At 71.0% G+C, this 22,071-nt stretch carries 19 protein-coding genes; 16 read left to right on the forward strand and 3 right to left on the reverse strand.

Features of this window, described 5'->3' with window-relative positions:
* Positions 1-1,149 carry a lipid-transfer protein gene (locus DWB77_RS21825; protein ID WP_120722851.1) on the reverse strand — a complete coding sequence of 383 codons (1,149 nt, stop codon included), beginning with the start codon at positions 1,147-1,149 and terminating at the stop codon, positions 1-3.
* A 104-nt stretch (positions 1,150-1,253) separates the two neighbouring features.
* Between DWB77_RS21825 and DWB77_RS21830 the strand changes: the two genes are divergently transcribed.
* The 3 genes from DWB77_RS21830 to DWB77_RS21840 are packed head-to-tail and all read left to right on the forward strand — an operon-like array spanning position 1,254 to position 3,465.
* The gene (locus tag DWB77_RS21830; RefSeq protein ID WP_120728087.1) at positions 1,254-2,846 is read left to right on the forward strand and encodes a FadD3 family acyl-CoA ligase; all 1,593 of its coding nucleotides are present in this window, start codon (positions 1,254-1,256) and stop codon (positions 2,844-2,846) included.
* A 32-nt stretch (positions 2,847-2,878) separates the two neighbouring features.
* Positions 2,879-3,097, forward strand: a complete 219-nt coding sequence (locus DWB77_RS21835) for a hypothetical protein (protein WP_120722852.1) — start codon at positions 2,879-2,881, stop codon at positions 3,095-3,097.
* Entirely contained in the window at positions 3,094-3,465 is a 372-nt protein-coding gene (locus DWB77_RS21840; RefSeq protein WP_120722853.1) for a fic family toxin-antitoxin system, toxin component, read from the forward strand. The genes DWB77_RS21835 and DWB77_RS21840 overlap by 4 nt, the downstream gene beginning before the upstream one ends.
* 127 nt (positions 3,466-3,592) lie before the next feature.
* Here the strand turns inward: DWB77_RS21840 and DWB77_RS21845 are convergent, their stop codons facing one another.
* Entirely contained in the window at positions 3,593-3,796 is a 204-nt protein-coding gene (locus DWB77_RS21845) for a hypothetical protein (RefSeq protein WP_174248602.1), read from the reverse strand.
* Between the two features lie 207 nt (positions 3,797-4,003).
* A complete protein-coding gene (locus tag DWB77_RS21850) occupies positions 4,004-7,012 on the reverse strand; it encodes an AfsR/SARP family transcriptional regulator (protein WP_120722855.1) in 3,009 nt (1,002 codons plus the stop codon).
* A gap of 262 nt (positions 7,013-7,274) precedes the next feature.
* Between DWB77_RS21850 and DWB77_RS21855 the strand changes: the two genes are divergently transcribed.
* From DWB77_RS21855 to DWB77_RS21915, 13 genes are all read left to right on the forward strand, one after another.
* Entirely contained in the window at positions 7,275-8,495 is a 1,221-nt protein-coding gene (locus tag DWB77_RS21855) for an amidohydrolase family protein (protein WP_120722856.1), read from the forward strand.
* A 204-nt stretch (positions 8,496-8,699) separates the two neighbouring features.
* Positions 8,700-9,122, forward strand: coding sequence for a hypothetical protein (locus tag DWB77_RS21860; protein WP_120722857.1), 423 nt, complete (start codon positions 8,700-8,702; stop codon positions 9,120-9,122).
* 9 nt (positions 9,123-9,131) lie between these two features.
* Positions 9,132-10,940 carry an alpha/beta hydrolase gene (locus DWB77_RS21865; protein WP_120722858.1) on the forward strand — a complete coding sequence of 603 codons (1,809 nt, stop codon included), beginning with the start codon at positions 9,132-9,134 and terminating at the stop codon, positions 10,938-10,940.
* A 103-nt stretch (positions 10,941-11,043) separates the two neighbouring features.
* Positions 11,044-11,583, forward strand: coding sequence for a hypothetical protein (locus tag DWB77_RS21870; RefSeq protein ID WP_120722859.1), 540 nt, complete (start codon positions 11,044-11,046; stop codon positions 11,581-11,583).
* 97 nt (positions 11,584-11,680) lie between these two features.
* Entirely contained in the window at positions 11,681-12,094 is a 414-nt protein-coding gene (locus DWB77_RS21875) for a PaaI family thioesterase (RefSeq protein WP_120722860.1), read from the forward strand.
* A 426-nt stretch (positions 12,095-12,520) separates the two neighbouring features.
* Positions 12,521-12,934 (forward strand): hypothetical protein, encoded by a 414-nt coding sequence (locus DWB77_RS21880; protein ID WP_120722861.1) that lies wholly within the window; start codon positions 12,521-12,523, stop codon positions 12,932-12,934.
* Positions 12,935-13,088: 154 nt separating this feature from the next.
* Complete coding sequence (locus DWB77_RS21885) at positions 13,089-13,370, forward strand: hypothetical protein (RefSeq protein ID WP_120722862.1); 282 nt, start codon at positions 13,089-13,091, stop codon at positions 13,368-13,370.
* A gap of 354 nt (positions 13,371-13,724) precedes the next feature.
* Positions 13,725-14,933, forward strand: a complete 1,209-nt coding sequence (locus DWB77_RS21890; protein ID WP_120722863.1) for a S8 family peptidase — start codon at positions 13,725-13,727, stop codon at positions 14,931-14,933.
* Between the two features lie 142 nt (positions 14,934-15,075).
* Positions 15,076-15,984 carry an LLM class F420-dependent oxidoreductase gene (locus DWB77_RS21895; protein WP_174248603.1) on the forward strand — a complete coding sequence of 303 codons (909 nt, stop codon included), beginning with the start codon at positions 15,076-15,078 and terminating at the stop codon, positions 15,982-15,984.
* 40 nt (positions 15,985-16,024) lie between these two features.
* The gene (locus tag DWB77_RS21900) at positions 16,025-16,810 is read left to right on the forward strand and encodes an SDR family NAD(P)-dependent oxidoreductase (RefSeq protein ID WP_120728089.1); all 786 of its coding nucleotides are present in this window, start codon (positions 16,025-16,027) and stop codon (positions 16,808-16,810) included.
* 144 nt (positions 16,811-16,954) lie between these two features.
* Positions 16,955-18,082: an LLM class flavin-dependent oxidoreductase gene (locus tag DWB77_RS21905; protein WP_120722865.1), complete on the forward strand. Its 1,128-nt coding sequence runs from the start codon at positions 16,955-16,957 to the stop codon at positions 18,080-18,082.
* A gap of 531 nt (positions 18,083-18,613) precedes the next feature.
* Positions 18,614-20,353: an N-acyl-D-amino-acid deacylase family protein gene (locus tag DWB77_RS21910; protein WP_120722866.1), complete on the forward strand. Its 1,740-nt coding sequence runs from the start codon at positions 18,614-18,616 to the stop codon at positions 20,351-20,353.
* Positions 20,350-21,825, forward strand: a complete 1,476-nt coding sequence (locus DWB77_RS21915) for an aldehyde dehydrogenase family protein (protein WP_120722867.1) — start codon at positions 20,350-20,352, stop codon at positions 21,823-21,825. The genes DWB77_RS21910 and DWB77_RS21915 overlap by 4 nt, the downstream gene beginning before the upstream one ends.
* Positions 21,826-22,071 lie beyond the last annotated feature (246 nt).

A 22,071-nucleotide genomic window follows, 5' to 3' on the forward strand; every position in this document is an offset into this window, starting at 1 on the left:
TCAACTCCTCAGCAGAAGGGCGGAGGTGGGGACCCCTTCGCCCGCGGTGACCAGACAGGTGGCGGCGTTCGGGACCTGGGCGGTGCTGCTGCCACGCAGTTGTTTGACGCCTTCGTTGATGAGGTTGAACCCGTGGACGTAGGCCTCGCTCAGGCCGCCGCCGCCGGTGTTGAGGGGCAGCCGCCCGCCGATCTCCAGGGCCCCGCCCTCGGTGAAGGCGGCGCCCTCGCCGCGCCCGCAGAAGCCGTAGCCCTCCAGGGAGAGCGGGATGAGCGGGGTGAACGCGTCGTAGATCTGGGCCACGTCGATGTCGTCGGGTCCGAAGTCGGCCTGTTTCCACAGGTGTCGGGCGGCGGTCCAGGCGGGACCGGTGAGCGGGTCGTCGTTCCAGTAGTTGACCATGCCGTGGTGCTGGGCGGGCAGGCCCTGGGCCGCGGAGTGCACGTACACCGGCTTCCGCCGGCAGTCCCGAGCGCGCTCGGCGGAGACGACCACACACGCCAACGCCCCATCCGTCTCCAGGCAGTTGTCGAAGAGACAGAGCGGGTCGCTGATCATGCGGGAGGTCATGTACATCTCGCGCGTCAGCGGGCGCTCGTACATCATCGCGGCCGGGTTCTGGTTGGCGCGGTTGCGGCAGGCGAGGGCGACGTTGAAGAGGTGGTCGCGGGTGGCGCCGTACTCGTGCAGATAGCGGCGGGCCAGCATGCCGATCTCGTCGGCGGGCCGCAGCAGGCCGAAGGGGCGCGTCCACTGGGCGGGGGTGGGAAGCTGAACGGCCGTGTTCTTCCAGGGCCTTGTGCCGCTGCCGCGCTTGCGGGACCGCCAGGCCACCCCCACGCTCGCCTGCCCGGTGGCGATCGCGCCGGCCAGATGGCCGACGGTGGCGCAGGAGCCCCCGCCGCCGAAGCCGACCTTGCTGAAGAAGGTCACGTCTCCCGCGCCGATGGCCTTGGCGACCTCGACCTCGTCGGTCTCCTCCATCGTGTACGAGGCGAACGCGTCCACCTCCGCGGGGCTGATGCCCGCGTCGTCGAGGGCGGCGAGGATCGCCCGGCACGCCAAGGTCTTCTCGGGTTCGGGCAGGTGCTTGGCGAAGGCGGTCTGCCCGATCCCGACTATGGCTGTCGCGTCCTTCAGGGTGGCCATGGCCCCCACCTCCACGAGCGTCACCAGTACTGACAGCGGAGGAGGCTACAGCTAATCTGACGGTTAGTCAGCTACTGGCGGAGGGGCTTTCGATGGGGCAAGCGGTGCGCGGAGACCTTCAGTGGGGCACGATCGCGAAGCTGGTGCGCGAGGCGGCCGCCCGGTACGGCGAGCGCGAGGCCGTCGTCGAGGGCCGCGGCCGCGTCTCGTACGCGGAGCTCGGCGAGCGGGTGGAGCGGGCGGCCGCCTCGTGCATGGCGGCGGGTGTCGAGCCCGGCGACCGGGTCGCCATCTGGGCGCCCAACACCGGGGAGTGGATCGTCGCGGCGCTCGGCGCGGTGAGCGCGGGCGCGGTGCTCGTACCGCTGAACACCCGCTTCAAGGGTTCGGAGGCGGCGTACGTCCTCGAAAGCAGCCGCGCCAAGCTGCTGTTCATCACCGGCACGTTCCTCGGCACGTCCTACGTCGCCTCGCTGCGCCGCGCGACCGCCGAAGGACCCGGGCCCGGGCCCCTGCCCTCGCTCCCCCACCTGGAACAGGTGGTCGTCCTCTCCGACGACGCCCCCGAGTCCTTCCGCACCTGGAAGGAGTTCCTGGCGGGCGGCGAGTCCGTGTCCGGGACGGAGGTCCGGGCCAGGGCGGACGCCATCGCGCCGGACGCGCCGTCCGACATCGTCTACACCTCGGGCACCACCGGCCGCCCCAAGGGCGCGGTGATCACCCACGCCCAGACGCTGCGCGGCTATGCGATCTGGGCCGAGCTCGCGGGTCTGTGCGCGGGGGACCGCTATCTGATCGTGAACCCGTTCTTCCACACCTTCGGCTACAAGGCGGGCATCATCGCCTCCCTGATGCGGGGCGCCACGATGGTGCCGCAGCCGGTGTTCACCATCGACACCGCGCTCGCCAACATCGCCGCCGAGCGCATCTCCGTACTGCCGGGCCCGCCCACCCTCCACCAGTCCCTCCTGGACCACCCCGCGCGCGACCAGTACGACCTGAGCGCGCTGCGCCTGGTGGTGACCGGGGCGGCAGTGGTGCCGCTGCGCCTGGTCGAACGGCTGCGGGGCGAGCTGGGCGTGGACACCGTCCTGACCGCGTACGGCCTGTCCGAGGCGAGCGGCATCGTCACGATGTGCCGGCGCGGCGACCCGGCGCAGGTCATCGCCTCGACCTCAGGCCGCGCGATACCCGGCACCGAGGTGTGTGTGCGGGCCGAGCCGGGGGAGCCGGGCGAGATCCTGGTGCGCGGCTTCAACGTCATGCGGGGCTACTTCGAGGACCAGGCCGGCACGGCCGGGGCGATCGACGAGGAGGGCTGGCTGCACACGGGCGACATCGGCGTCCTGGACGAGGCGGGCAACCTCCGCATCACCGACCGGATCAAGGACATGTTCATCGTCGGCGGCTTCAACGCCTACCCGGCGGAGATCGAGCAACTCCTCGCCCTGCACCCCGAGGTGGCCGACGCGGCCGTGATCGGCGTCCCCGACCCCCGCCTCGGCGAAGTGGGCCGCGCCTACGTCGTGCGCCGCCCCGGCTCCCCCCTGACGGCGTACGACCTGATCGCCTGGTCCCGCCGCGAGATGGCCAACTACAAGGTGCCGAGGGAGGTCGAGTTCGTGACGGAACTCCCGCGCAACGCGAGCGGGAAGGTGGTGAAGGGGGAGCTGCGGGGCCTTGATACCAGGGGCTAGCAGGTGCTGGTATCAAGTGATAGCGTCGATGTATGGCCAAGACCCAGATCAACATTCGCATGGATGACGAGACGGCCGAGATGGCCCGCCAGGCGGCTGCCACCCGGCGCATAGCGGTCAACGAGTACGTCGAGCAGTTGATCCGCAACGACAACGAGAAGCTCCGGGCCGTCTTCATGGCCGCCGCCCAGGAAGTCCTCGACCACTACGGCGACTTGATCGATGAGATCGAAGGGGCTCCCGGCGAGTGAACGTGACCATCGACCTGGCGTGGATCCTGGAGGTCGCTCAGCGCGCAGGCCAGGACGACCCCGCCATCGACGACTACGGCGTGCCCATCGCGGCCGTCGAGCGGCACCGGGCGGTTCTCGTCGGCCAAGACGTGTACCAGGGCGCCTACGCCCGGGCTGCGGCACTCGCGCACACGCTCGGCCGGATGCGGTGGCTGGAGCGGTCCAACCTGCGGGTGGCGGTGGCGGTGGCACACGCCTACCTCATCGCCTCCGGCATCCCGGCCAAGCTGGACCAACACAGGGTTTCGGCTCTCGCCGCCGAGCTGAAGCAGGACGGCTGCACCGCCCACAGCGTGGCCGCCGTGCTCAAGACCTGGGCGGTGTGACGACAGCTCGTCCGAACACGACCGCGGTGCGTCCCCGCCCCCCAGCGGGTCCGCACCGCGGTCGTGTCCCCCCGGTCCCGGCGGCTCCCCTCCCGTGCCGCCGGGACCGTCCCCCGCTCGGATCGGCTTACTGGGCCGTCGGCTTGAACGGCTCCGAGGTGGCGTGCTGGTCGAGCGTGGCGATCGCCGGTTCGTCCGTGGCGTGCTGGTCGAGCAGGGCGACCGGGGTGCCGGTGGCGTGCTGGTCGAGGGTGGCGACGGCGGGCTGGTCCGTGGCGTGCTGGTCCTGCGGCGTGACGATCGGCGGCTCGTTCTTCTTCACGTCGGCCATGGTTCTCATCTCCCGTTGATGACGCTGCCTGATGGAATCGGCGAAACCGTCCGGCCACTCCCCCGAGGGTGGCCGGACGGACTTGCCAGGGCCGACAGAGTACGTCCGGCCTTCCCGTCGGCTTGCGCGCCCCCCGACGCGGCGGGCCGACAGACAAGACAATGACGGGTGCCGATAAACGTTCAATGAACGTGCTGACCAGGGGCGTTATGCGGCCGCCAGCGGGCTGAGCAGAGCCCGGACCTGGATCGCCTCCGGGGAGCCCAGCTCCTCGAAGATGACCAGCGCGTCACGCCAGCAGACCTGGGCCCGGCCCGCGTGCCCTATGCCCGCCAGGGCCTGCCCGAGCACCGTCAGTACGTTGCCGCGCCGCCACTCCCCGCCGATGCCGCGCAGCACCGTGAGCGCCATCTCGGCGTTGGCCGCGGCCTGCGCGGGCCGCCCGCCCGCGAGGTCGACCTCCGCGAGCCGGAACAGGGTCATGCCCTCCCACAGACGCTGCCTGCTGTCGCGGAAGACCGCCAGCGCCTCGTCGAGCCGGTCCGCGGCGGCGGGCAACTGGCCGCTCTTGGTGAGCGCGAGGCCCAGCGCGTAACGGGCGTTGGCGCCGCGCAGCTCATGGCCCATCGAGTCGTAGATGTCGATGCCCTCCTGCGCCAGGGTGACCGCGCTCGCGGTGCGGCCCATCGCCAGGTGGATCCGGGACAGGTTGCACAGCGCGCTGGCCTCGCCGGGCCGGTTGTCGTCGGCGCGGAACGCCTCGATGGCGCGCGTCAGATGGGTCTCGCCGTCGGTGTGCCGGTTCTGGTAGAGCGCGATGATGCCGCGCGCGTTGGAGGCCCAGCACAGCGGCAGCGGGTCCCGGGTGGCGCCGGCGAGCCGCATCGCCTCCTGGGCCTCGCGGTCTGCGGGCTCGAAGCGGCCGGCCAGCTGGTGCACATTGGCCAGCGTCATCACCGCCCGCCCCTCGGCCTGGGTGTCGCCCCGGGTGCGGGCGGCCTCGCGGACGGCCTCCGCGGTCGCCTCGTACTGCCGGGAGTTGGCGCCGGACTCGCCGAGGTCGAGCGCCGCGTACAGCAGGTCGACGGCGCGGCGCAGGGTGCGCGGCCCGGACAGCTGGCGTACGCAGGCGAGCAGCGGGTCGGCCTCGGTGTACAGCCAGTCCTGCGCCGAGTGGCGGTCGGCGAACGACAGCCCCCCGTACGTGGTCGGCTCCAAGTGGTCCACGAGCCGGTCGCCCGGACGCTCCAGGGCGTACACCCCGGCCGCCGTCGCCAGATAGAAGTCGAGCAGCCGCGACATCGCCGACTCGCGCTCGGCCGGCGCCAGGTCGTCGCGCTCGGCGCAGGAACGCGCGTAGAGGCGTACCAGGTCGTGATAGCGGTAGCGGCCCGGGGCGGCCGACTCCACCAGGGACGTGTCGACCAGGGACTCCAGGAGGTCCTCGGTCTCCTGCTGCGGCAGGTCCAGGACGGCGGCCGCGGCGGCCAGCGAGATGTCGGGCCCGTCGGGCAGGCCGAGCAGCCGGAAGGCGCGCGACTGGGCGGGCTCCAGCTGGCCGTAGCCGAGCTCGAAGGTCGCCTTGACCGCGAGGTCCCCGGCCTGGAGCTCGTCGAGGCGGCGGCGTTCGTCGGCGAGCTTGGCGGCGAGCACCGAGACCGTCCAGGTGCGGCGGGAGGCCAGCCGGGACGCGGCGATGCGGATGGCGAGCGGCAGGAAGCCGCAGGCGGCGACCACGTCCAGGGCGGCCTCGCGCTCGGCGGAGACCCGCTCCTCGCCGACGATCCTGGTGAAGAGCTGGAGCGCCTCGTCGGGGGACATCACGTCCAGGTCGACGAGGTGCGCGCCGACCAGGTCGACCATGCGGATACGGCTGGTGACGAGCGCCGCGCACCCCGCCGTGCCCGGCAGCAGCGGCCGGATCTGGGCCGCGTCGCGCGCGTTGTCGAGCAGCACCAGGACCCGCCGGCCGTCCAGCGTGGAGCGGAACAGGGCGGCGCGCTCCTCCATCGACTCGGGGATCGCCGAGTCCGGGGTGCCGAGCGCGCGCAGGAACGCGCCGAGGACGGTGTCCGGCTCCGCCGCGTGCTGTCCGGCGCCCTGGAGGTCCACGTACAGCTGGCCGTCGGGGAAGTGCGGGCGGGCGCTGTGGGCGACGTGTACGGCCAGGGTGGTCTTGCCGACGCCGCCGATGCCGGCGAGCGCGGAGACCGCCATCACCGTCGACTTGGCGTTGGCGAGCCGCGAGGTGAGCTCGCGCACGAAGGAGGCCCGGCCCGTGAAGTCCGGTACGGACGCCGGTAGTTGGGCCGGGCGCACCGGCGCCGTGACCGCGGCGGGCGCGCTGGCGGGCGGGCGGGCCAGATCCTCGTCGGCCCGCAGGATGCGCTGCTGGAGGCGGGCCAGCTCGGGCCGCGGGTCGACCCCGAGCTCGTCCGCGAGCAGCCGCCGGGTGTCCGCGTACACCGCGAGCGCCTCGGCCTGGCGGCCACTGCGGTACAGGGCCAGCATCAACAGCTCGCGCAGCCGCTCGCGCAGCGGGTGGGCGGCGGTCAGCGCGGTCAGCTCCGAGACGGCCTCGGCGTGGCAGCCCGCCTCCAGGTCCATGTCCAGGCGCGCCTCGGTGAGTTGCAGGCGCCATTCGGCGAGCCGGGTGCGCTGGTTCTCGGCGTAGGGGCCCGGCACATTGGCGAGCGGTTCGCCGTCCCACTGCGCGAGGGCCGCGTTCAGGAGCTCGCGCGCGCGGCCCTTCTCGCCGCCGGCCCGCGCCTTCTCGGCGGACGCCGCCAGTTCCTGGGCGACGGCCAGGTCGAGGGTGGCGGCCCCGGCCCGGATCGCATAGCCGCCGGACTCGCTGACCAGGACCCCGGAGTCGAGGATCTTGCGCAGTCGCGAGGCGTACGTTCGGAGCGCGGCCAGGGCCTGCGAGGGCGGCTCGTCTCCCCAGATGGCGTCGATGAGTTCGGCCGCGGTGGCGGTGTGGCCGTCGCGCAGCAGCAGCGCGGCGAGCAGGGCGCGCTGCTGCGGGGAGCCGGACGGCAGGGGCTCCTCGCCCCGCCAGGCCCGCACGGGTCCGAGTACGCCGAAACGAAGCCCGGCGCCGACCACCTGCGGTGCGGGCCCGGGCCTTCCCCGGTCGAGCCGCTCCGTCGCGCGCTGCGGCGGCGGTACCGGAGCGCGCTGCTCCGGTACGCGCGGCCCGCCGTCACGGTCCATAGCTGCCCCCTGTACCCCCGTACTCCTGGCGTGTCCCCCGCCAGTCTGCCCTGTCCGGAGGGGTCGCGTCAGCAACGGGTGACGCTCTGCACAAGGCTTCGACACATGCCCTGCACACTCAACGCAAGCGCTGTCCGTCGACTGCCGGGGCCGGAGCGGGGCCACGGCAGGGCCGCAGCGGGGCCGGAGCGGGGCCGGAGCGGGCCGAGACGCGGCCGCCAACTAGCTGACGGATCGTCAGATCAGGTCTACCGTAAGCGACATGGAGACCTTCCCGAAGATCATCTCGGTGGACGACCACACGGTGGAGCCCCCTCATGTCTGGCGGGACCGCCTCCCGTCGAAGTACCGCGACATCGGACCGCGCGTCGTGCGGGCCCCGCTGAAGGAAATGACCTTCCTCGGCGGCAAGTTCGCGCCGGTCATGGGCGCCAAGGGGGACGAAGGGCCGATCGGCGACTGGTGGGTCTACGAGGACCTGCACCGCCCGCTGACCCGCCTCGACACGGCGGTGGGCTACGCCAGGGACGAGATAAAGCTGGAGGTCATCACGTACGAGCAGATGCGCCCGGGCTCGTACGACGTCCCCGCCCGCCTCGCCGACATGGACGTCAACCACGTCCAGTCCGCGCTCTGCTTCCCCACCTTCCCCCGCTTCTGCGGCCAGACCTTCACCGAGGCGAGAGACCGCGAACTCGGCCTGCTCGGCGTGCGGGCGTACAACGACTGGATGGTGGAGGAGTGGTGCGGCCCCGAGGCACACGGCCGGCTGATCCCGCTCACCCTGATCCCACTGTGGGACGCCGAACTCGCCGCCGCCGAGGTGCGCCGCAACGCCGCGCGGGGGGTGCGCGCGGTGGCCTTCTCCGAGATCCCCCCGCACCTGGGCCTGCCCTCCATCCACACCGACGACTGGGACCCCTTCCTCGCGGCGTGCGACGAGACCGGCACGGTGATCGCCATGCACATCGGCTCGTCCAGCAAGATGCCCTCCACCTCGCCCGACGCGCCGCCCGCGGTCGGCTCGACCATCACCTTCGCCAACTGCTGCTTCTCGATGGTCGACTGGCTGATGAGCGGAAAGTTCGAGCGCTTCCCCCGCCTCAGGATCATGTACGCCGAGGGCCAGATCGGCTGGATCCCCTACATCCTGGAACGCGCGGACGTGGTCTGGGAGGAGAACCGGGGCTGGGGCGGGGTGGCCGACAAGGTCCACCGGCCCCCGTCGGAACTCTTCACCGAGCATGTGTACGGCTGCTTCTTCGACGACGCCTTCGGCCTGCGGAACCTGGACGCGGTGGGCGTCGGCAACGTCCTGTACGAGACGGACTACCCGCACTCCGACTCGACCTGGCCCAAGTCCAAGGAGGTCGGCGCCGCCCAGATGGGCCATCTGGCGCCCGAGGTGGTGGAGCGGATCGTACGGGGCAACGCGATCGAGCTGCTGGGACTGACAGAACAAGGCCTGTGGCCGGGCCCCTGACGCCACCGGTCCCTGCCCCATGCCCGGGGCCCGGCACGAACCCGGGCCCGGATGCCCACGCCCAGCGCCCGGCCGCGTACGGGACGAAGGCGTCCCCGGGCACGCGGGCGACCCCGAGGTGAGTAGGCCTACTCATGTGCGGGCCCCTTCCTCCTCCTAGCATGTGCGTCGCCGAAGGTGGGACGGATGAGGTGGAGGGGACGCGTGGCATCGTTCGGGGAGGAGTGGGCGCAGCTCAAGCGTGACGCCACGATGCGGTTGGCGAGCGCCCCGCAGGGCGACGTCGGCACGGCGGACGTGAAGGTCTCCCAGACCGCGTGGGCGGCGGCCGGCCGGGCCGTCGGGGAGCTCGCGGGCGACGTGAAGAAGGCGCTGTCCTCGCTGGACCAGGGGCAGCAAGGGCTCGCCACAGGTGGCGGGGTGGACAGCGCGGCGGCCCAGTCCGACGTCTACCAGAGCTGGAAGACGTATCTGGACCGAGTGGCCGGGCGATGCGCCAAGCTCCAGGGCGGGCTCGAACGAGCGGGCAATGACTTGTTCCTGACGGACAAGGGCATCAAGGGAATCTTCGACGAGCTGGGCAAGCAGTACGAGGACACCCCTGGTGTCGGCGGTCAGGGACGGTGACCTGAAGCAATGGACACCGAAGCGCTGAAGGCGCTCAAGCCGCACGAGTTCGAGGAAGCCGCCCTCGGTTACCGTTCCAGCAGCGCTATGGCGAGTCAGGCGAAGGACGCGCTGGAGCAGCGGATCATTGCGCAGATGCAGAAGGCGCTGCGAGGCGAGACGGTCGACGCCGCGACCGCACAACTACGGGAACTGGCCGCGGACTTCCGCTACGTACAGGTGGAGTGCGGACTGATCAGCACGTCCCTGAACGCGTTCGCCTCGGATGTACGCCCTGCGAAGGCCAGGCTGGAGCGAGCGATCGAGGACGCGGACGCGCACGGCTTCGCCGTCGGCGCGGACGGCTCGGTGTCCTATCCGGCGGCCGGCCAGAACCAGGGCGCCCCGCCGACGTCACCCGGCTCGGCCCACGGCACCCTTTCCGACCAGGCACGGGCGCTCCAGCGGCAGGCGGGCACCTTCGACCCCAACCCGAACTATGCGATCGCCCAGGACATCGCCAACCGGATCGCGGAAGCGCTGAAAGAAGCCACGGAGGCCGACCAGAAGTGGGCGCCGGCGCTGCGCAGGCTGACGGCGGACGACGACCTGACGGTGTCCACCGGGGACTGGGCGGATGTCCAGAAGGACGGCGCGGGCGTCCGTGAGGCGAGCCGTCACTACGAGGACTCGCTGCCGCAGCCCCCGAAGGACGGCAGCCCCAAGGACAACGCGGCCTGGTGGAAGGGGCTCGACGCCGACCAGCAACAGGCCTGGACGTCGCTCCACCCGGACGTCGTGGGCGCACTCGACGGAGTGCCCGCGACGGCCCGCGACGAGGCCAACCGCATCGTTTTTGACGAGAGTCGGGGCCAGTACCAGACGGAGCTCGACGCGATGCCGAAACCGCCCGACAATGAGTGGACGTGGATCAACGCGGGCGGGTACGCGTCCAAGGTGTACACCGATGAGTACATGGACTGGTACAGGATGCACGGCGAGAGGTACGAGCACCTCACGGCGTCGCTCCATGGCATGGAAAGCATTCAGACCCGCTTCGACTCGTCGGGGACGAGAGGCCTGCCAGAGGCGTACCTGATGGGGTTCAACGCCGAGGGCAATGGGCGCGCGATCATCGCGAACGGGAACCCGGACACGGCGCTTCATCAGGCCGTGTACGTGCCCGGCACAACGGCGAACCTGAGCAGCATCGGCGGAGACATCGAGCGGGCGGCAAACATATGGCGCGCGGCCGATGCGAAGTCCGCAGGCCAGTCGGTTTCCACGATCACATGGCTCGGCTACGACGCCCCGAAGGACATCGTCAAGGATTCCCCCTTCAGCCACTATGCCGACGACGGCGCCCCCGCCTTCAACCGGTTCATGGACGGTCTCGAGGCGTCGCACACCGGCGGCACGGACCCGCACCGCACAGCGATCGGCCACTCGTACGGCACGACCCTCATCGGCTCGGCCGCCAGGCAGGGGACCTTGAACGCCGATGACGTGATCCTCGCGGGCAGCCCTGGCGTCCAGGTGCCCACGGCGGACCAGATGGACGTGCCCGAGGGACACGTCTGGAATCTGGAGGCGGAGGGTGACCCCGTCCCGGACATCGGCCGCTTCGGTCACGGTGGAACAGACTGGGACGGTCCGTGGATCATCCCCAGCGACAAGGAGTTCGGCGCCAACCAGTTGGCCACCGGCGACGTCCACGGGCACAGCGAGTACTGGAAGGAGAACAGCACCAGCCTGCTGAACCAGGGGCTGCTCGTGGCGGGGCACGGTGACAACGTGACGCTCAAGGAGCCGCCGCGCCGCTGGGAGCACATGCGGTGACGGCGGCTGCGGAGGACCGGGGGACAGGTTCGATACGGCCCCGTATGACGACGCCCACACTTGCGACCGCATCCTCTCCGGTCCGACCGATTGAGACCCCGCTGTGAAGACGAAGCCCGGCGCCCTCGCGCTCCTCGTGTCCCTGACCCTCTCGACCCTCACTGGATGCAGCATGAGCGACTCCAAGGACTCCCACGAGATCCCCTCTGCGGGCATCAGTACCTCGAGCGACGCGGCCGACTCGATGGTCAGAGTGTCCAGTGCTCTCTACGACTTGATCGGAGTCAAAGGAAAGGCATCCGAGACTCAGCCGGGGGTTACGGAGTGCAGTGGCAAGGACCGCGACAAGTACTTCACGATCTTCCACCCTTGGAACATCACGCCGACCAAGACCACGGCGGCCGAGCTCGACGCGGTGATGGAACGACTCAAGAAGGAACTACCCAAGCACGGCTGGGAGATCGTCGAGTACGGGCGTGACACGAGCAAGAGCAAGAACCTCAGTCTCACGGCCGACAACGACGAGCAGAAGGTCAGCGTCAAACTGGCCTCCTACGCGAAGGACACCCCACCCTCCCTGGGCCTGATGGTCGTGTCCGGTTGTTACCAGATCCCTGAGGGGAAGAAGATCGAGCGGTTCTGAGCCGGTACGGCCTGGCCCGGGCGGGTCAGCGCGCGGTGGGGTGGTCCGGCGTGAGGCGGCGGTGACATTTGTTCTCCGTCCCGACACCATGAGCCGCATGGCACTGACCCGTGAGGACGCAGAGAAGATCCTGGCCGACAACTTCGCACCCTGGGTGCTCGACCTCGGGCTGACCGTCGAGGAGACGGGGGCGCGGCACGCCGTGCTGCGGCTGCCCTGGAGCGACGCGCTCGCGCGGGACGGCGGGGGGATCAGCGGGCAGGCGCTGATGGCCGCCGCCGACACCGCCACCGTCATCGCGGTGGCCTGTGCGCGCGGGGCGTACGGGCCCATGACGACGGTCCAGCAGTCCACCACCTTCCAGCGTCCGGTGACCGGAGCCGATGTGCTCCTGGATGCGCGCGTCACCAAGCTGGGGCGCCGGATGGCCTTCGCCGACATCACCATGACCGCGGACGGCGCCGACGAGCCGGCCGCCCACGCCTCCACGGTGTACGCCCTGCTCGGCTGAGCCGACCCGGCCCCGCCCGCGCGGCCGACCGTCGGGCGCGCCGCCGCCGCCCGCGCGGCAAGCCGCAAGCACCCCGGGCCCGTGGCGGGACGGGCACAACTCGGCCGCTCCAACGCATAGTTGCCCTTGACCAACGCATTGCCAGTGCTATATCAGCCGACGACCAAGCGGGGTTGGAAAACGCTGGCCCGCATCGGTGGCCAACTGATCGTTTGGCGTGTTACGTTCAGTCGTGCCTGGCACCGAAAGGCCAGGCATCGGCCGCCGTGCTCCTCCTTGACCAAGGGGACGCGACAGCCGGGTAATCGGGGGAATGAAGTCCGGGGGGACCTTTCGGTTTCCACGCCTGTTCGGGTTGCCCTTGTGGGCTTTTTCCCCCTTGCGACGACGCAAGGGATGAATCGAATGAACCGCAACTCTCTTCGGATGGCCGCAGTTTCCGCCATCGCCGCCGTCACCCTCGGCGGGGCCGCCGGCCTCGCTCAGGCATCCGAGGCCCGGGTGGCCGCGCCGCAGGCCGTCTCCGTCACTCAGCAGGCTCAGCAGGCCGAGGCCCAGCAGGCCGCGCACGCCCTGCTGGCGAGCCCGCTGGCGGCCCAGCTCACCCCGGCCGAGCAGGCCGAGATGAAGCAGATCGCCAGCGGCGAGTTCACGGCGGCCAGCAAGTGGTCCGCCATCCGCGCCGCCTTCAGCAAGGTGGGCGGTTTCGCCAAGGCCATCGCCGGCAAGTACAGCGACTTCAAGAAGTGGTACGACGGCCTGTCCTGGTGGGTGAAGGCCCCGCTCGCGGCCGTCAGCCCCGGCCTGACGATTCTCGACATCTACAACGCCCTGCACTGATGACAGCGGGGGGATCGGCTCGTTGACGATCCCCCCGACCAGTCGTCCCGGGGTTGGCTCGACAGCTCCCCGGAGTGTTCAGCGCGCGGTGGCGGCCGGGTCCGTCCGGACGTACCCGGCCGCCACCGCCCCACGCCGAGACGGAGCGTTTTGGATGAACGACACCAAGTCCCCCCGCGCCACCGCCCCAGGCGCATGGACCCTGCCGCTGCTGGCACTCGCACCGCTGGCGGTCATCGGAATCCTCGGTGACCGGGCGAGCTCCCTGTGGAGTTCCCTTTCCTGGGTGCTGTGGGCCCTGTCCGTCGTTCTGGTGGCGGCCGAGTGGGCATGGGTGTTCCGCCAGGCCGCGCGAAGGCCCGCGCACTGGGGTATGTGCATTCTCGTCCACGCCATACTGGCCTGGCAGTTGATCGCCCTCTTGATGAAACTGTGAAGGCTGCCCCGAACCTGATAGGGCTCGAATGGGCGGGGATGGCGCAAAGGCCGTAACTGTCATTGTGCCGTGCGCAAATGCTTTATCGGACCCGGAACAGGTAAGGGCGAATTCGGCGACGGCGACAACGTAGTCGGGGGAAGAAGCTCGCGAACGGCCTTTCGGTTTCCACGCCTGTTCAGACTGCCCGTGAAGACTTCCTCCCCCTTGCGATAACGCAAGTGAACCCTACCCGAGCCCCCCGCCCGTATGCGGTGGCCGTCCGGGCTCGCCCCACGCTCCAGTGCCGCGTCCCCGCCGTACCTCGGCCCGTTCAAGCCGTTCCCCACCCCTGTTCAAGGAGATACCCCTGCCATGTCATGGGTACGAAGCATCGCCGTGGGTCTGACGGCCCTCGGCGTGGTCACGGCGGGGCTGTCGTCCACGGCGGCGTCCGGGGCGTCCGCCGCTCCCGCCGGAGCGAGCCGCACGGCGACGGCCGGCGTCACCGACGCCATCCCCGGCAGCTACCTCGTCACCCTCAAGGATGCGGTTGTCCGTGCCGACTCCGCCGCGGGCCAGGCGGTGGCCCGGAAGTACGGTGCGACCGTGCGGCGCACCTACCACCAGGCCGTCAACGGCTACTCGATCCGGGCCTCCGCGCAACAGGCCGAGCGGCTCGCCGGGGACCCCGCGGTCGCGTCCGTCTCGGCCAACCGCGCCTTCCACGTCACCGGCACCCAGCCCCGGCCGCCGTCCTGGGGCCTCGACCGGATCGACCAGCACAAGCTCCCGCTGGATCGGAGCTACACCTACCCGGCCGGCGCCGGGGCCGGCGTGACCGCGTACATCATCGACAGCGGGGTGCGCATCAGCCACCAGGACTTCGGCGGCCGGGCCTCGTACGGCTATGACGCCGTCGACGACGACCAGATCGCCCAGGACGGATACGGTCACGGCACCCACGTCGCCGCCATCGCCGCGGGCAACCGCTACGGCGTCGCCAAGAAGGCGAAGATCGTCGCGGTGCGGGTGCTCGACGACGCGGGCTCCGGCACCACCGAAGGGATCGTCGCGGGCATCGACTGGGTGACGCGGCACGCGGCCAAGCCCGCCGTCGCCAACCTGTCGCTCAGCGGCGGGGCGGACGCGGTGGTCGACCAGGCCGTCAGACGGTCCATCGCCTCCGGCGTGACGTACACCGTCGCGGCGGGCAACGACAACGAGGACGCCGCCAAACACTCCCCGGCCCGCGTCCGCGAAGCCATCACGGTGGGCTCCACCACCGAGCGCGACGCCCGCGAGGCCCTCTCCAACTACGGTGCGGCACTTGACCTGTTCGCCCCGGGGGAGTCCATCGCCTCGGCCTGGAACGCGAGCGACACCGCCACCGTCACCGACTCCGGTACGTCCATGGCCGCCCCGCACGTGGCCGGAGCCGCCGCGCTCTACCTGGCGGCCCACCCGAAGGCGCGACCCGCCCAGGTCGCCGCCGCACTGACCGCCGCGGCCACGACCGGCGCCGTCACCAGGCCCGGCGCCGGCTCCCCCGACCGGCTGCTCGCCATCGGGGCGCGCCGCTGACCCCACCGCCGCCCGCACACCCCTTGCCTGACGGTGCGTCAGCTATGACGATGGGGCCACCATGTCAGGTGACGGGTCGTCAGATCAGGGTGGAGGCGGGCGTACGGTGCCGATATTGCCGAACGGTCGACTGGTGTACGGGATGCAGCTCCCGATCCAGTCGCAGAGCACCATCTACGCGGAGCCGTGGGAGGCGGACGCGGGGCCGGGGGATCTGGCCGAGATCGCCCGCGCCGCCGAACGCTCCGGCTTCGCCTACCTCGCGAGCTGCGACCACGTGGCCATCCCGCGGCGGCTCGCGGGCGCGATGAGCACCATCTGGTACGACCCGGTCGCCACCCTCTCCTTCCTGGCCGGGGTCACCGACCGGATCCTGCTCATGAGCCATGTCGCGGTGGCCGGGCTCCGGCACCCGCTGATCACCGCCAAGCAGTACGCGACCCTGGACCACCTCAGCGGTGGCCGGCTGATCCTGGGCGTGGGGGCGGGACACGTACGGGAGGAGTTCGAGGCGGTCGGCGCGGACTTCGACGGACGCGGGCCCGCCCTCGACGAGACCGTAGACGCGCTCCGTGCCGCGCTCGGCCCGGAGGAGTACCCCTCCTTCCGGGGCGAGCGCTTCGCCTTCGAGGGGCTCGGCCAGCGGCCCCGGCCCGCCCAGCGGCACGTCCCGATCTGGGTGGGCGGCTCGTCCCCCGCGGCCGTGCGGCGCGCCGCCCTGCGCGGTGACGGCTGGCTCCCCCAGGGCGATCCGAGAAAGGCGCTGCCGGCCCAGATCGGCCGGCTGAAGTCCCTGCGCGAACAGGCCGGGATCGTCGACCCCATCACGGTCGGCGCGATCACCGAGGCGCTGTACGTGGGTGATCCCGGCTGGGAGACAGGGCGGCGCACCCTCACCGGCAAACCCGAGCTCCTGGCCGAGTCGCTGCGGGCGTACCGGGCGATGGGCGTGGACCAGATCCAGGTGCGCTTCCGGTCCCGGGACCTCGGTGAACTCCTGGACCAGATCGCCGCGTTCGGAGCCGACGTCGCCCCGCACCTCCATGACTGAACCGCTCGACGGCCAGGACATCAACCACCAGGAGGACCGCATGGGCAAGCTCGATGGGCGGGTCGTCTTCATCACCGGCGGTGCGCGCGGACAGGGCGAACAGGAGGCGCGGCTGTTCGTGGCCGAAGGGGCCAGGGTCGTCATCACCGACGTCCTGGACGAGCAAGGAGAGGCCCTTGCCAAGGAGTTGGGGCCGGAGGTGGCCCGCTATCTCCATCTCGACGTGAGCCGCGAAGAGGAGTGGACGGCGGCCGTCACCGCCGCCAAGGACGCCTTCGGAAGCGTGGACGGCCTGGTGAACAACGCCGGGATCCTGCGCTTCAACGCCCTGGTGGACACGCCCCTGGACGAGTTCATGCGGGTGGTCCAGGTCAACCAGGTGGGCTGCTTCCTCGGCATCAAGACCGTCGCCCCGGAGATCGGCGCGGCGGGCGGCGGCACCATCGTCAACACCGCCTCGTACACGGCGCTGACCGGGATGAGCGCGGTCGGCACCTATGCGGCCACCAAACACGCCATCCTCGGGCTCACCCGGGTCGCCGCGATGGAACTCGCCCACCTGGGCATCCGGGTCAACGCGGTGTGCCCCGGCGCCATCGACACCGCGATGTCCAACCCCGCGCAACTGGACCCGACGGCGGACCACGCGGAGACCTCGGCCGCCCTCGACGACCTCTACCGCAAGCTCGTCCCGCTGGGCCGGGTGGGCAAACCCGAGGAAGTGGCGGCGCTGGCCCTGTTCCTGTCGAGCCAGGACTCCTCGTACATCACGGGCCAGCCGTTCGTGATCGACGGGGGGTGGCTGGCGGGGGTTTCGCTCTTCTGAGACCGCGTCCGGGCGGCCCTATCGCGGGCCGCTGGCTGACTACGCGTCAGGTATTGACGCCTCCGGCACCCGGTGGAACAGTCGAGCTCATCACAATCTGACGGTGCGTCAGAAACACGTGGTACCTCATGAAGGAGAAGTCCCTTGGAATTCGGACTCTTTGTGCAGGGATACGTGCCGGCGGCACGGTCCGCGGTCGATCCCATGGCGGAGCACAAGGCGCTGATGGAGGAGACGAAGTACGTCATCCAGGCCGACAAGTCCGGCTTCAAGTACGCCTGGGCCTCCGAGCACCACTTCCTGGAGGAGTACTCCCACCTCTCGGCCAACGAGGTCTTCCTCGGCTACCTCGCGCACGCCACCGAGCGCATCCACCTCGGCTCGGGCATCTTCAACCCGCTGGCCCAGGTCAACCACCCGGTGAAGGTCGCCGAGAAGGTGGCCATGCTCGACCACCTCTCCGAGGGACGCTTCGAGTTCGGCAGCGGGCGCGGCGCGGGGTCGCACGAGATCCTGGGGTTCATACCGGGCGTCACCGACATGAACTACACCAAGGAGATCTGGGAAGAGACCATCGCGGAGTTCCCCAAGATGTGGCTCCAGGAGGAGTACCCGGGGTTCCAGGGCAAGCACTGGTCGCTGCCGCCCCGCAAGATCTTCCCCAAGCCGTACGGGAAGTCACACCCGGCCATGTGGTACGCCGCCGGGTCGCCGCCCTCGTACGCCATGGCGGCGCGCAAGGGGCTCGGGGTGCTCGGGTTCTCCGTGCAGAAGGTCTCCGACATGGAGTGGGTCCTTGAGCAGTACAAGACGGCCATCCAGGAGGCCGAGCCGATCGGTGACTTCGTCAACGACAACGTCATGGTGACGTCGACGGCCATCTGTGCGCCCACGCACGACGAGGCGGTCCGGATCGCCGTGAACGGCGGGCTCAACCGGCTCCAGTCGCTGGTGTTCCGCTACCACGACACGTTCCCCCGTCCCGAGGGGATTCCGGAGTGGCCCGAGCTCCTGCCGGAGTACAGCGCGGAGATCATCGAGTTGCTCATCGCGGAGGAGCTGATGATCTGCGGGGATCCGGGGGAGGTTGCGGCGCAGTGCAAGCGGTGGGAGCAGGCGGGGGCGGATCAGTTGTCGTTCGGGCTGCCGATCGGGGTGTCCTTCGAGGACACGCTCCAGACGATTCGGCTCATCGGGGAGCATGTCATTCCGAAGATCGACACGGACCCGGTCCACCGCACGACCCGCTTCCGCGCGACCACAACCCCCTGACCCCGACCCCCCTGGGGCTCCGCCCCAGACCCCGTATCGCGCCTGAACGGCACTCGTCCTCCATCGCCGGACGGGCTGAGGTGCTGGCCAGCGCCGAGCAGTTAAGGGGCGCGGGGAACTGCGCGACCAGCCACCCACGGCCCGCAGACGCCCTGGGGCTCCGCCCCAGACCCCGTTCGTGCCTGAACGGCGCTCGTCCTCAATCGCCGGACGGGCTGAAGTGCTGACCAGCACCGAGTATTTAGGGGCGCGGGGAACTGCGCGATCAGCCACCTGCGGGCCGCAGTCGAATCGATCCCCCCGGAGGGTTTCGGGAAGGGGTGGGGTGGGGGCTGCATCGGGGCCCGGGGCGGAGCCCCGAACAGACGCGGGGCGGTGTCTTCCCGGACCGCCGCCTCGTACCCGCCCCCGGCCGGAGGCCATTCGCGGCGACCCCCGGCCGGGGGCGCCCCACCCCCGAAAGAGATACCGCGCACCCCGCGGAGGCGACCCCCGTACGCGATCGCCCAGCGCAAGGGAGAAAGGGATCCCATGCTCGACCACCTGATCAAGGGCGCCACCCTCGTGGACGGCACCGGCGCCCCGCCCCGGACCGCCGACGTCGGGATCCGGGGCGGCCGGATCGCCCTCGTCGAAGCCCCCGGCACCGTCACCGAGGCCGCCGCGAGCAGCGAGGACGCCTCCGGTCTCGTCCTCGCCCCCGGTTTCGTCGACCCGCACACCCACTACGACGCCCAGCTCTTCTGGGACCCGTACGCCACCCCGTCCATGAACCACGGCGTGACCACCGTCGCCGGCGGCAACTGCGGATTCACCCTCGCCCCGCTCCACCCGGACCGTCCCGAGGACGCCGACTACACCCGCCGGATGATGTCCAAGGTGGAGGGCATGTCCCTCAAGGCCCTTGAGGAAGGCGTCAGTTGGGGGTGGTCCAGCTTCGGTGACTACCTCGGCGCGCTGGAGGGGCGCATCGCCGTGAACGCCGGGTTCATGGTCGGGCACTGCGCCCTGCGACGCCATGTCATGGGCCCGGACGCGGTCGGCGGACAGCCCACCCCCGAGCAGCTCGACGCCATGCTCGCGCTGCTCCACGACGCGATGGACGCCGGCGCCTGGGGTCTGTCCACCACCCAGTCCTCCACCCACTCCGACGGCGACGGCAGGCCCGTCGCCTCCCGGCACGCGCTGCCCGCCGAACTCCTCGCGCTGAGCGCGGCCGTCGGGCAGCACGAGGGGACACAGCTCGAAGCGATCGTCGCCGGGTGCCTCGACCAGTTCGCGGACGACGAGATCGACCTACTGGTGGAGATGAGCGCCGCCGCGGGACGCCCGCTCAACTGGAACGTACTGACCATCGACGCCGCCGTACCCGAACGCGTACCGCGTCAGCTCGTGCCAAGTGAGCGCGCCCGCAAGGCCGGTGGGCGGATCGTGGCGTTGACCATGCCGATCCTCACGCCGATGAACATGTCGCTCGGCACGTTCTGCGCCCTCAACCTCATCCCCGGCTGGGGCGACATCCTCGCCCTGCCCGTCCCCGAGCGCATCGACCGGCTGCGCGACGCCGGCGTACGGGCCGAGATGCTGCGCCGCGCCGACAGCAAGGAGGCCGGGATCTTCCGCCGCCTCGCCAACTTCGGGCGGTACGTCATCGGCGACACCTACAGCCCCGAGAACGAGGGCCTTTCGGGGCGGGTCGTCGGCGACATCGCCGCCGAGCGGGGGCTCGACCCCTTCCACTGCCTCGTCGAGATCTGCGCCAACGACCGTTTGCGTACGGTGCTGTGGCCCATGCCGACCGACAACGACCCCGCCACCTGGGCGCTGCGGCGCGAGACGTGGGAGCACGAGGACGTGCTGCTCGGCGGGTCCGACGCGGGGGCGCACCTGGACCGGATGTGCGGGGCGCCGTACACCACGCGCTTCCTCGGGGACTGTCTGCGCGGGCGCAGGCTCGTCCCGCTGGAGCGGGCCGTGAAGATGCTCACCGACGATCCTGCCCGGCTCTTCGGGTTGCGGGAGCGCGGCCGCATCGAGGAGGGGTTCCATGCCGACCTCGTCCTGTTCGACCCGGAACGGATCGAGGCCGGGCCCGCCACTCTCGTGCACGACCTGCCGGGCGACAGCCCCCGGCTCGACTCCAAGGCGATCGGCATCGTCTCGGTACGGGTCAACGGCGTCGAGACGCTCCGCGACGACCGGGTGACGGGGGCCGTGCCCGGCACGGTCCTGCGCTCCGGACGCGACACCAGGACGGTGAGCACCAAGTGAGTGATCCCCAAGTCGGCCTCGCTGAGCGGAAGTTGTTCATCGCGGGGGAGTGGGTCGAGCCCGACGGGGGGCACTACCCCGTGCTCGACCCGGCCACCGAGGACGTGGTGGGGTTCGCGCCCGAGGCCTCCCGTGAGCAGGTGTACCGGGCGGCCGCCGCCGCTCGGGAGGCCTTCGGCGCGTGGTCGCGTACCCGCCCCGAGGAGCGGGCCGCGATCCTGGACCGGGCCGCCGACCTCATGCAGCGCGACGGGGCCGCGAACACCGAGCTCGCCCGTGCCGAGACCGGCGCCACCACCGCCACCGCGCGCGGGATGCAGGTCGCGGTGGGGGTGGCGCGGTTCCGGCGGTATGCCAAGGGCGCCCTGGAGCCGGTGGAGCAGGCGCTCGTGCCGCAGATCAACGAGGCGGGCCCGATGGGGCGGGCCGGGGTGTTCGGCGCGCTCGCGGTGCGCCAGCCGGTCGGGGTGGTCACCTGCGTCACCTCGTACAACAATCCCTGGGCGAACCCGGCGGGGAAGGTCGCGCCCGCGCTGGCCATGGGCAACACGGTCGTGGTGAAGCCCGCGCCGCAGGACCCGCTGTCGGTGTTCAAGATGGCCGAGGCGCTGGAGGAGGCGGGGGTGCCGCGCGGGGTGGTGAACGTGGTCACCGGGTCCGCCCCGGCGGTCGGCGAGGCAGCCGTCGACGCACCCGACGTCGACATGGTCTCCTTCACCGGCTCCACCGCCGTGGGGCAGCGCATCGCCGAGGTGTGCGGACGCCATATGAAACGGCAGTTGATGGAGTTGGGCGGCAAAGGGGCCGCGATCGTCTTCGACGACGCCGACCTCGGCTCGGCGGTCGGCGGCATCGTGACCACGTTCTCCTTCTACAGCGGCCAGATCTGCACCGCGCCGACCCGGGTCCTGGTGCAGCGGGGCGTCCACGACCAACTGGTCGACAAACTCGCGGAGTACGCCGGATTCCTGAAGGTCGGCGACCCCGCCGCCCCGGACACGGTGCTCGGCCCGGTGATCTCGGCGGCCCACCGCGACCGGGTGGAGTCGTATGTGGAGCTGGGCCGCAAGGAGGGGGCGACGGTGGTCACGGGCGGCCAACGCCCCCCACTGGAGCGGGGGTTCTATGTGGCCCCGACCCTCCTCGCGGAGTGCACCAACGACATGCGGGTGGCGCGCGAGGAGATCTTCGGGCCGGTCGTCGTGGTCATCCCGTTCGACGACGAGGAGGAGGCCATCGCGCTGGCCAACGACAGCGAGTACGGCCTGCTCGACTATGTGTGGTCCGGTGACGTGGCCCGCGCGTTCCGGGTGGCGCGGCGGTTGCGTGCGGGTGGGGTGGGGGTGAACACGATCGGGCGGAACATGGAGGCGCCGTTCGGGGGGTTCAAGCGGAGTGGGGTGGGGCGGGATGTCGGCTCGTACGCGCTGCACGCGTACAGCGAACTCCAGTCGCTCGTCTGGCCCGGCTGACCCCCGCCGCCCCCGCCTCGCGCCGGGGCCCGCCTCGCGCAGTTCCCCGCGCCCCTGAAACCCCGCCGCGCGCCGCGGGGGCCGCCTTGCGCAGTTCCCCGCGCCCCTGAAAACCCCGCCTTTGTCCGCAGGCCGTGGTCGCTTCTCGCGCAGTTCCCCGCGCCCCCAAAACCCTCGGTCGTGTGCGGGTCGTGGTCGCGTCTCGCGCAGTTCCTCGCGCCCCCAAAACCCGTCTTCGTCCGCGGG

The sequence above is a fragment of the Streptomyces hundungensis genome (assembly GCF_003627815.1).
Lineage (GTDB): Bacteria > Actinomycetota > Actinomycetes > Streptomycetales > Streptomycetaceae > Streptomyces > Streptomyces hundungensis_A.

Coding starts and splice junctions, on each gene's coding strand:
- DWB77_RS21825 (WP_120722851.1), bottom strand. CDS start 1,149: ATGGCCACCCTGAAGGACGCGACAGCCATAGTCGGGATCGGGCAGACC.
- DWB77_RS21835 (WP_120722852.1), top strand. CDS start 2,879: ATGGCCAAGACCCAGATCAACATTCGCATGGATGACGAGACGGCCGAG.
- DWB77_RS21845 (WP_174248602.1), bottom strand. CDS start 3,796: ATGGCCGACGTGAAGAAGAACGAGCCGCCGATCGTCACGCCGCAGGAC.
- DWB77_RS21850 (WP_120722855.1), bottom strand. CDS start 7,012: ATGGACCGTGACGGCGGGCCGCGCGTACCGGAGCAGCGCGCTCCGGTA.
- DWB77_RS21855 (WP_120722856.1), top strand. CDS start 7,275: ATGGAGACCTTCCCGAAGATCATCTCGGTGGACGACCACACGGTGGAG.
- DWB77_RS21865 (WP_120722858.1), top strand. CDS start 9,132: ATGGACACCGAAGCGCTGAAGGCGCTCAAGCCGCACGAGTTCGAGGAA.
- DWB77_RS21875 (WP_120722860.1), top strand. CDS start 11,681: ATGGCACTGACCCGTGAGGACGCAGAGAAGATCCTGGCCGACAACTTC.
- DWB77_RS21880 (WP_120722861.1), top strand. CDS start 12,521: ATGGCCGCAGTTTCCGCCATCGCCGCCGTCACCCTCGGCGGGGCCGCC.
- DWB77_RS21885 (WP_120722862.1), top strand. CDS start 13,089: ATGAACGACACCAAGTCCCCCCGCGCCACCGCCCCAGGCGCATGGACC.
- DWB77_RS21890 (WP_120722863.1), top strand. CDS start 13,725: ATGTCATGGGTACGAAGCATCGCCGTGGGTCTGACGGCCCTCGGCGTG.
- DWB77_RS21895 (WP_174248603.1), top strand. CDS start 15,076: ATGCAGCTCCCGATCCAGTCGCAGAGCACCATCTACGCGGAGCCGTGG.
- DWB77_RS21900 (WP_120728089.1), top strand. CDS start 16,025: ATGGGCAAGCTCGATGGGCGGGTCGTCTTCATCACCGGCGGTGCGCGC.
- DWB77_RS21910 (WP_120722866.1), top strand. CDS start 18,614: ATGCTCGACCACCTGATCAAGGGCGCCACCCTCGTGGACGGCACCGGC.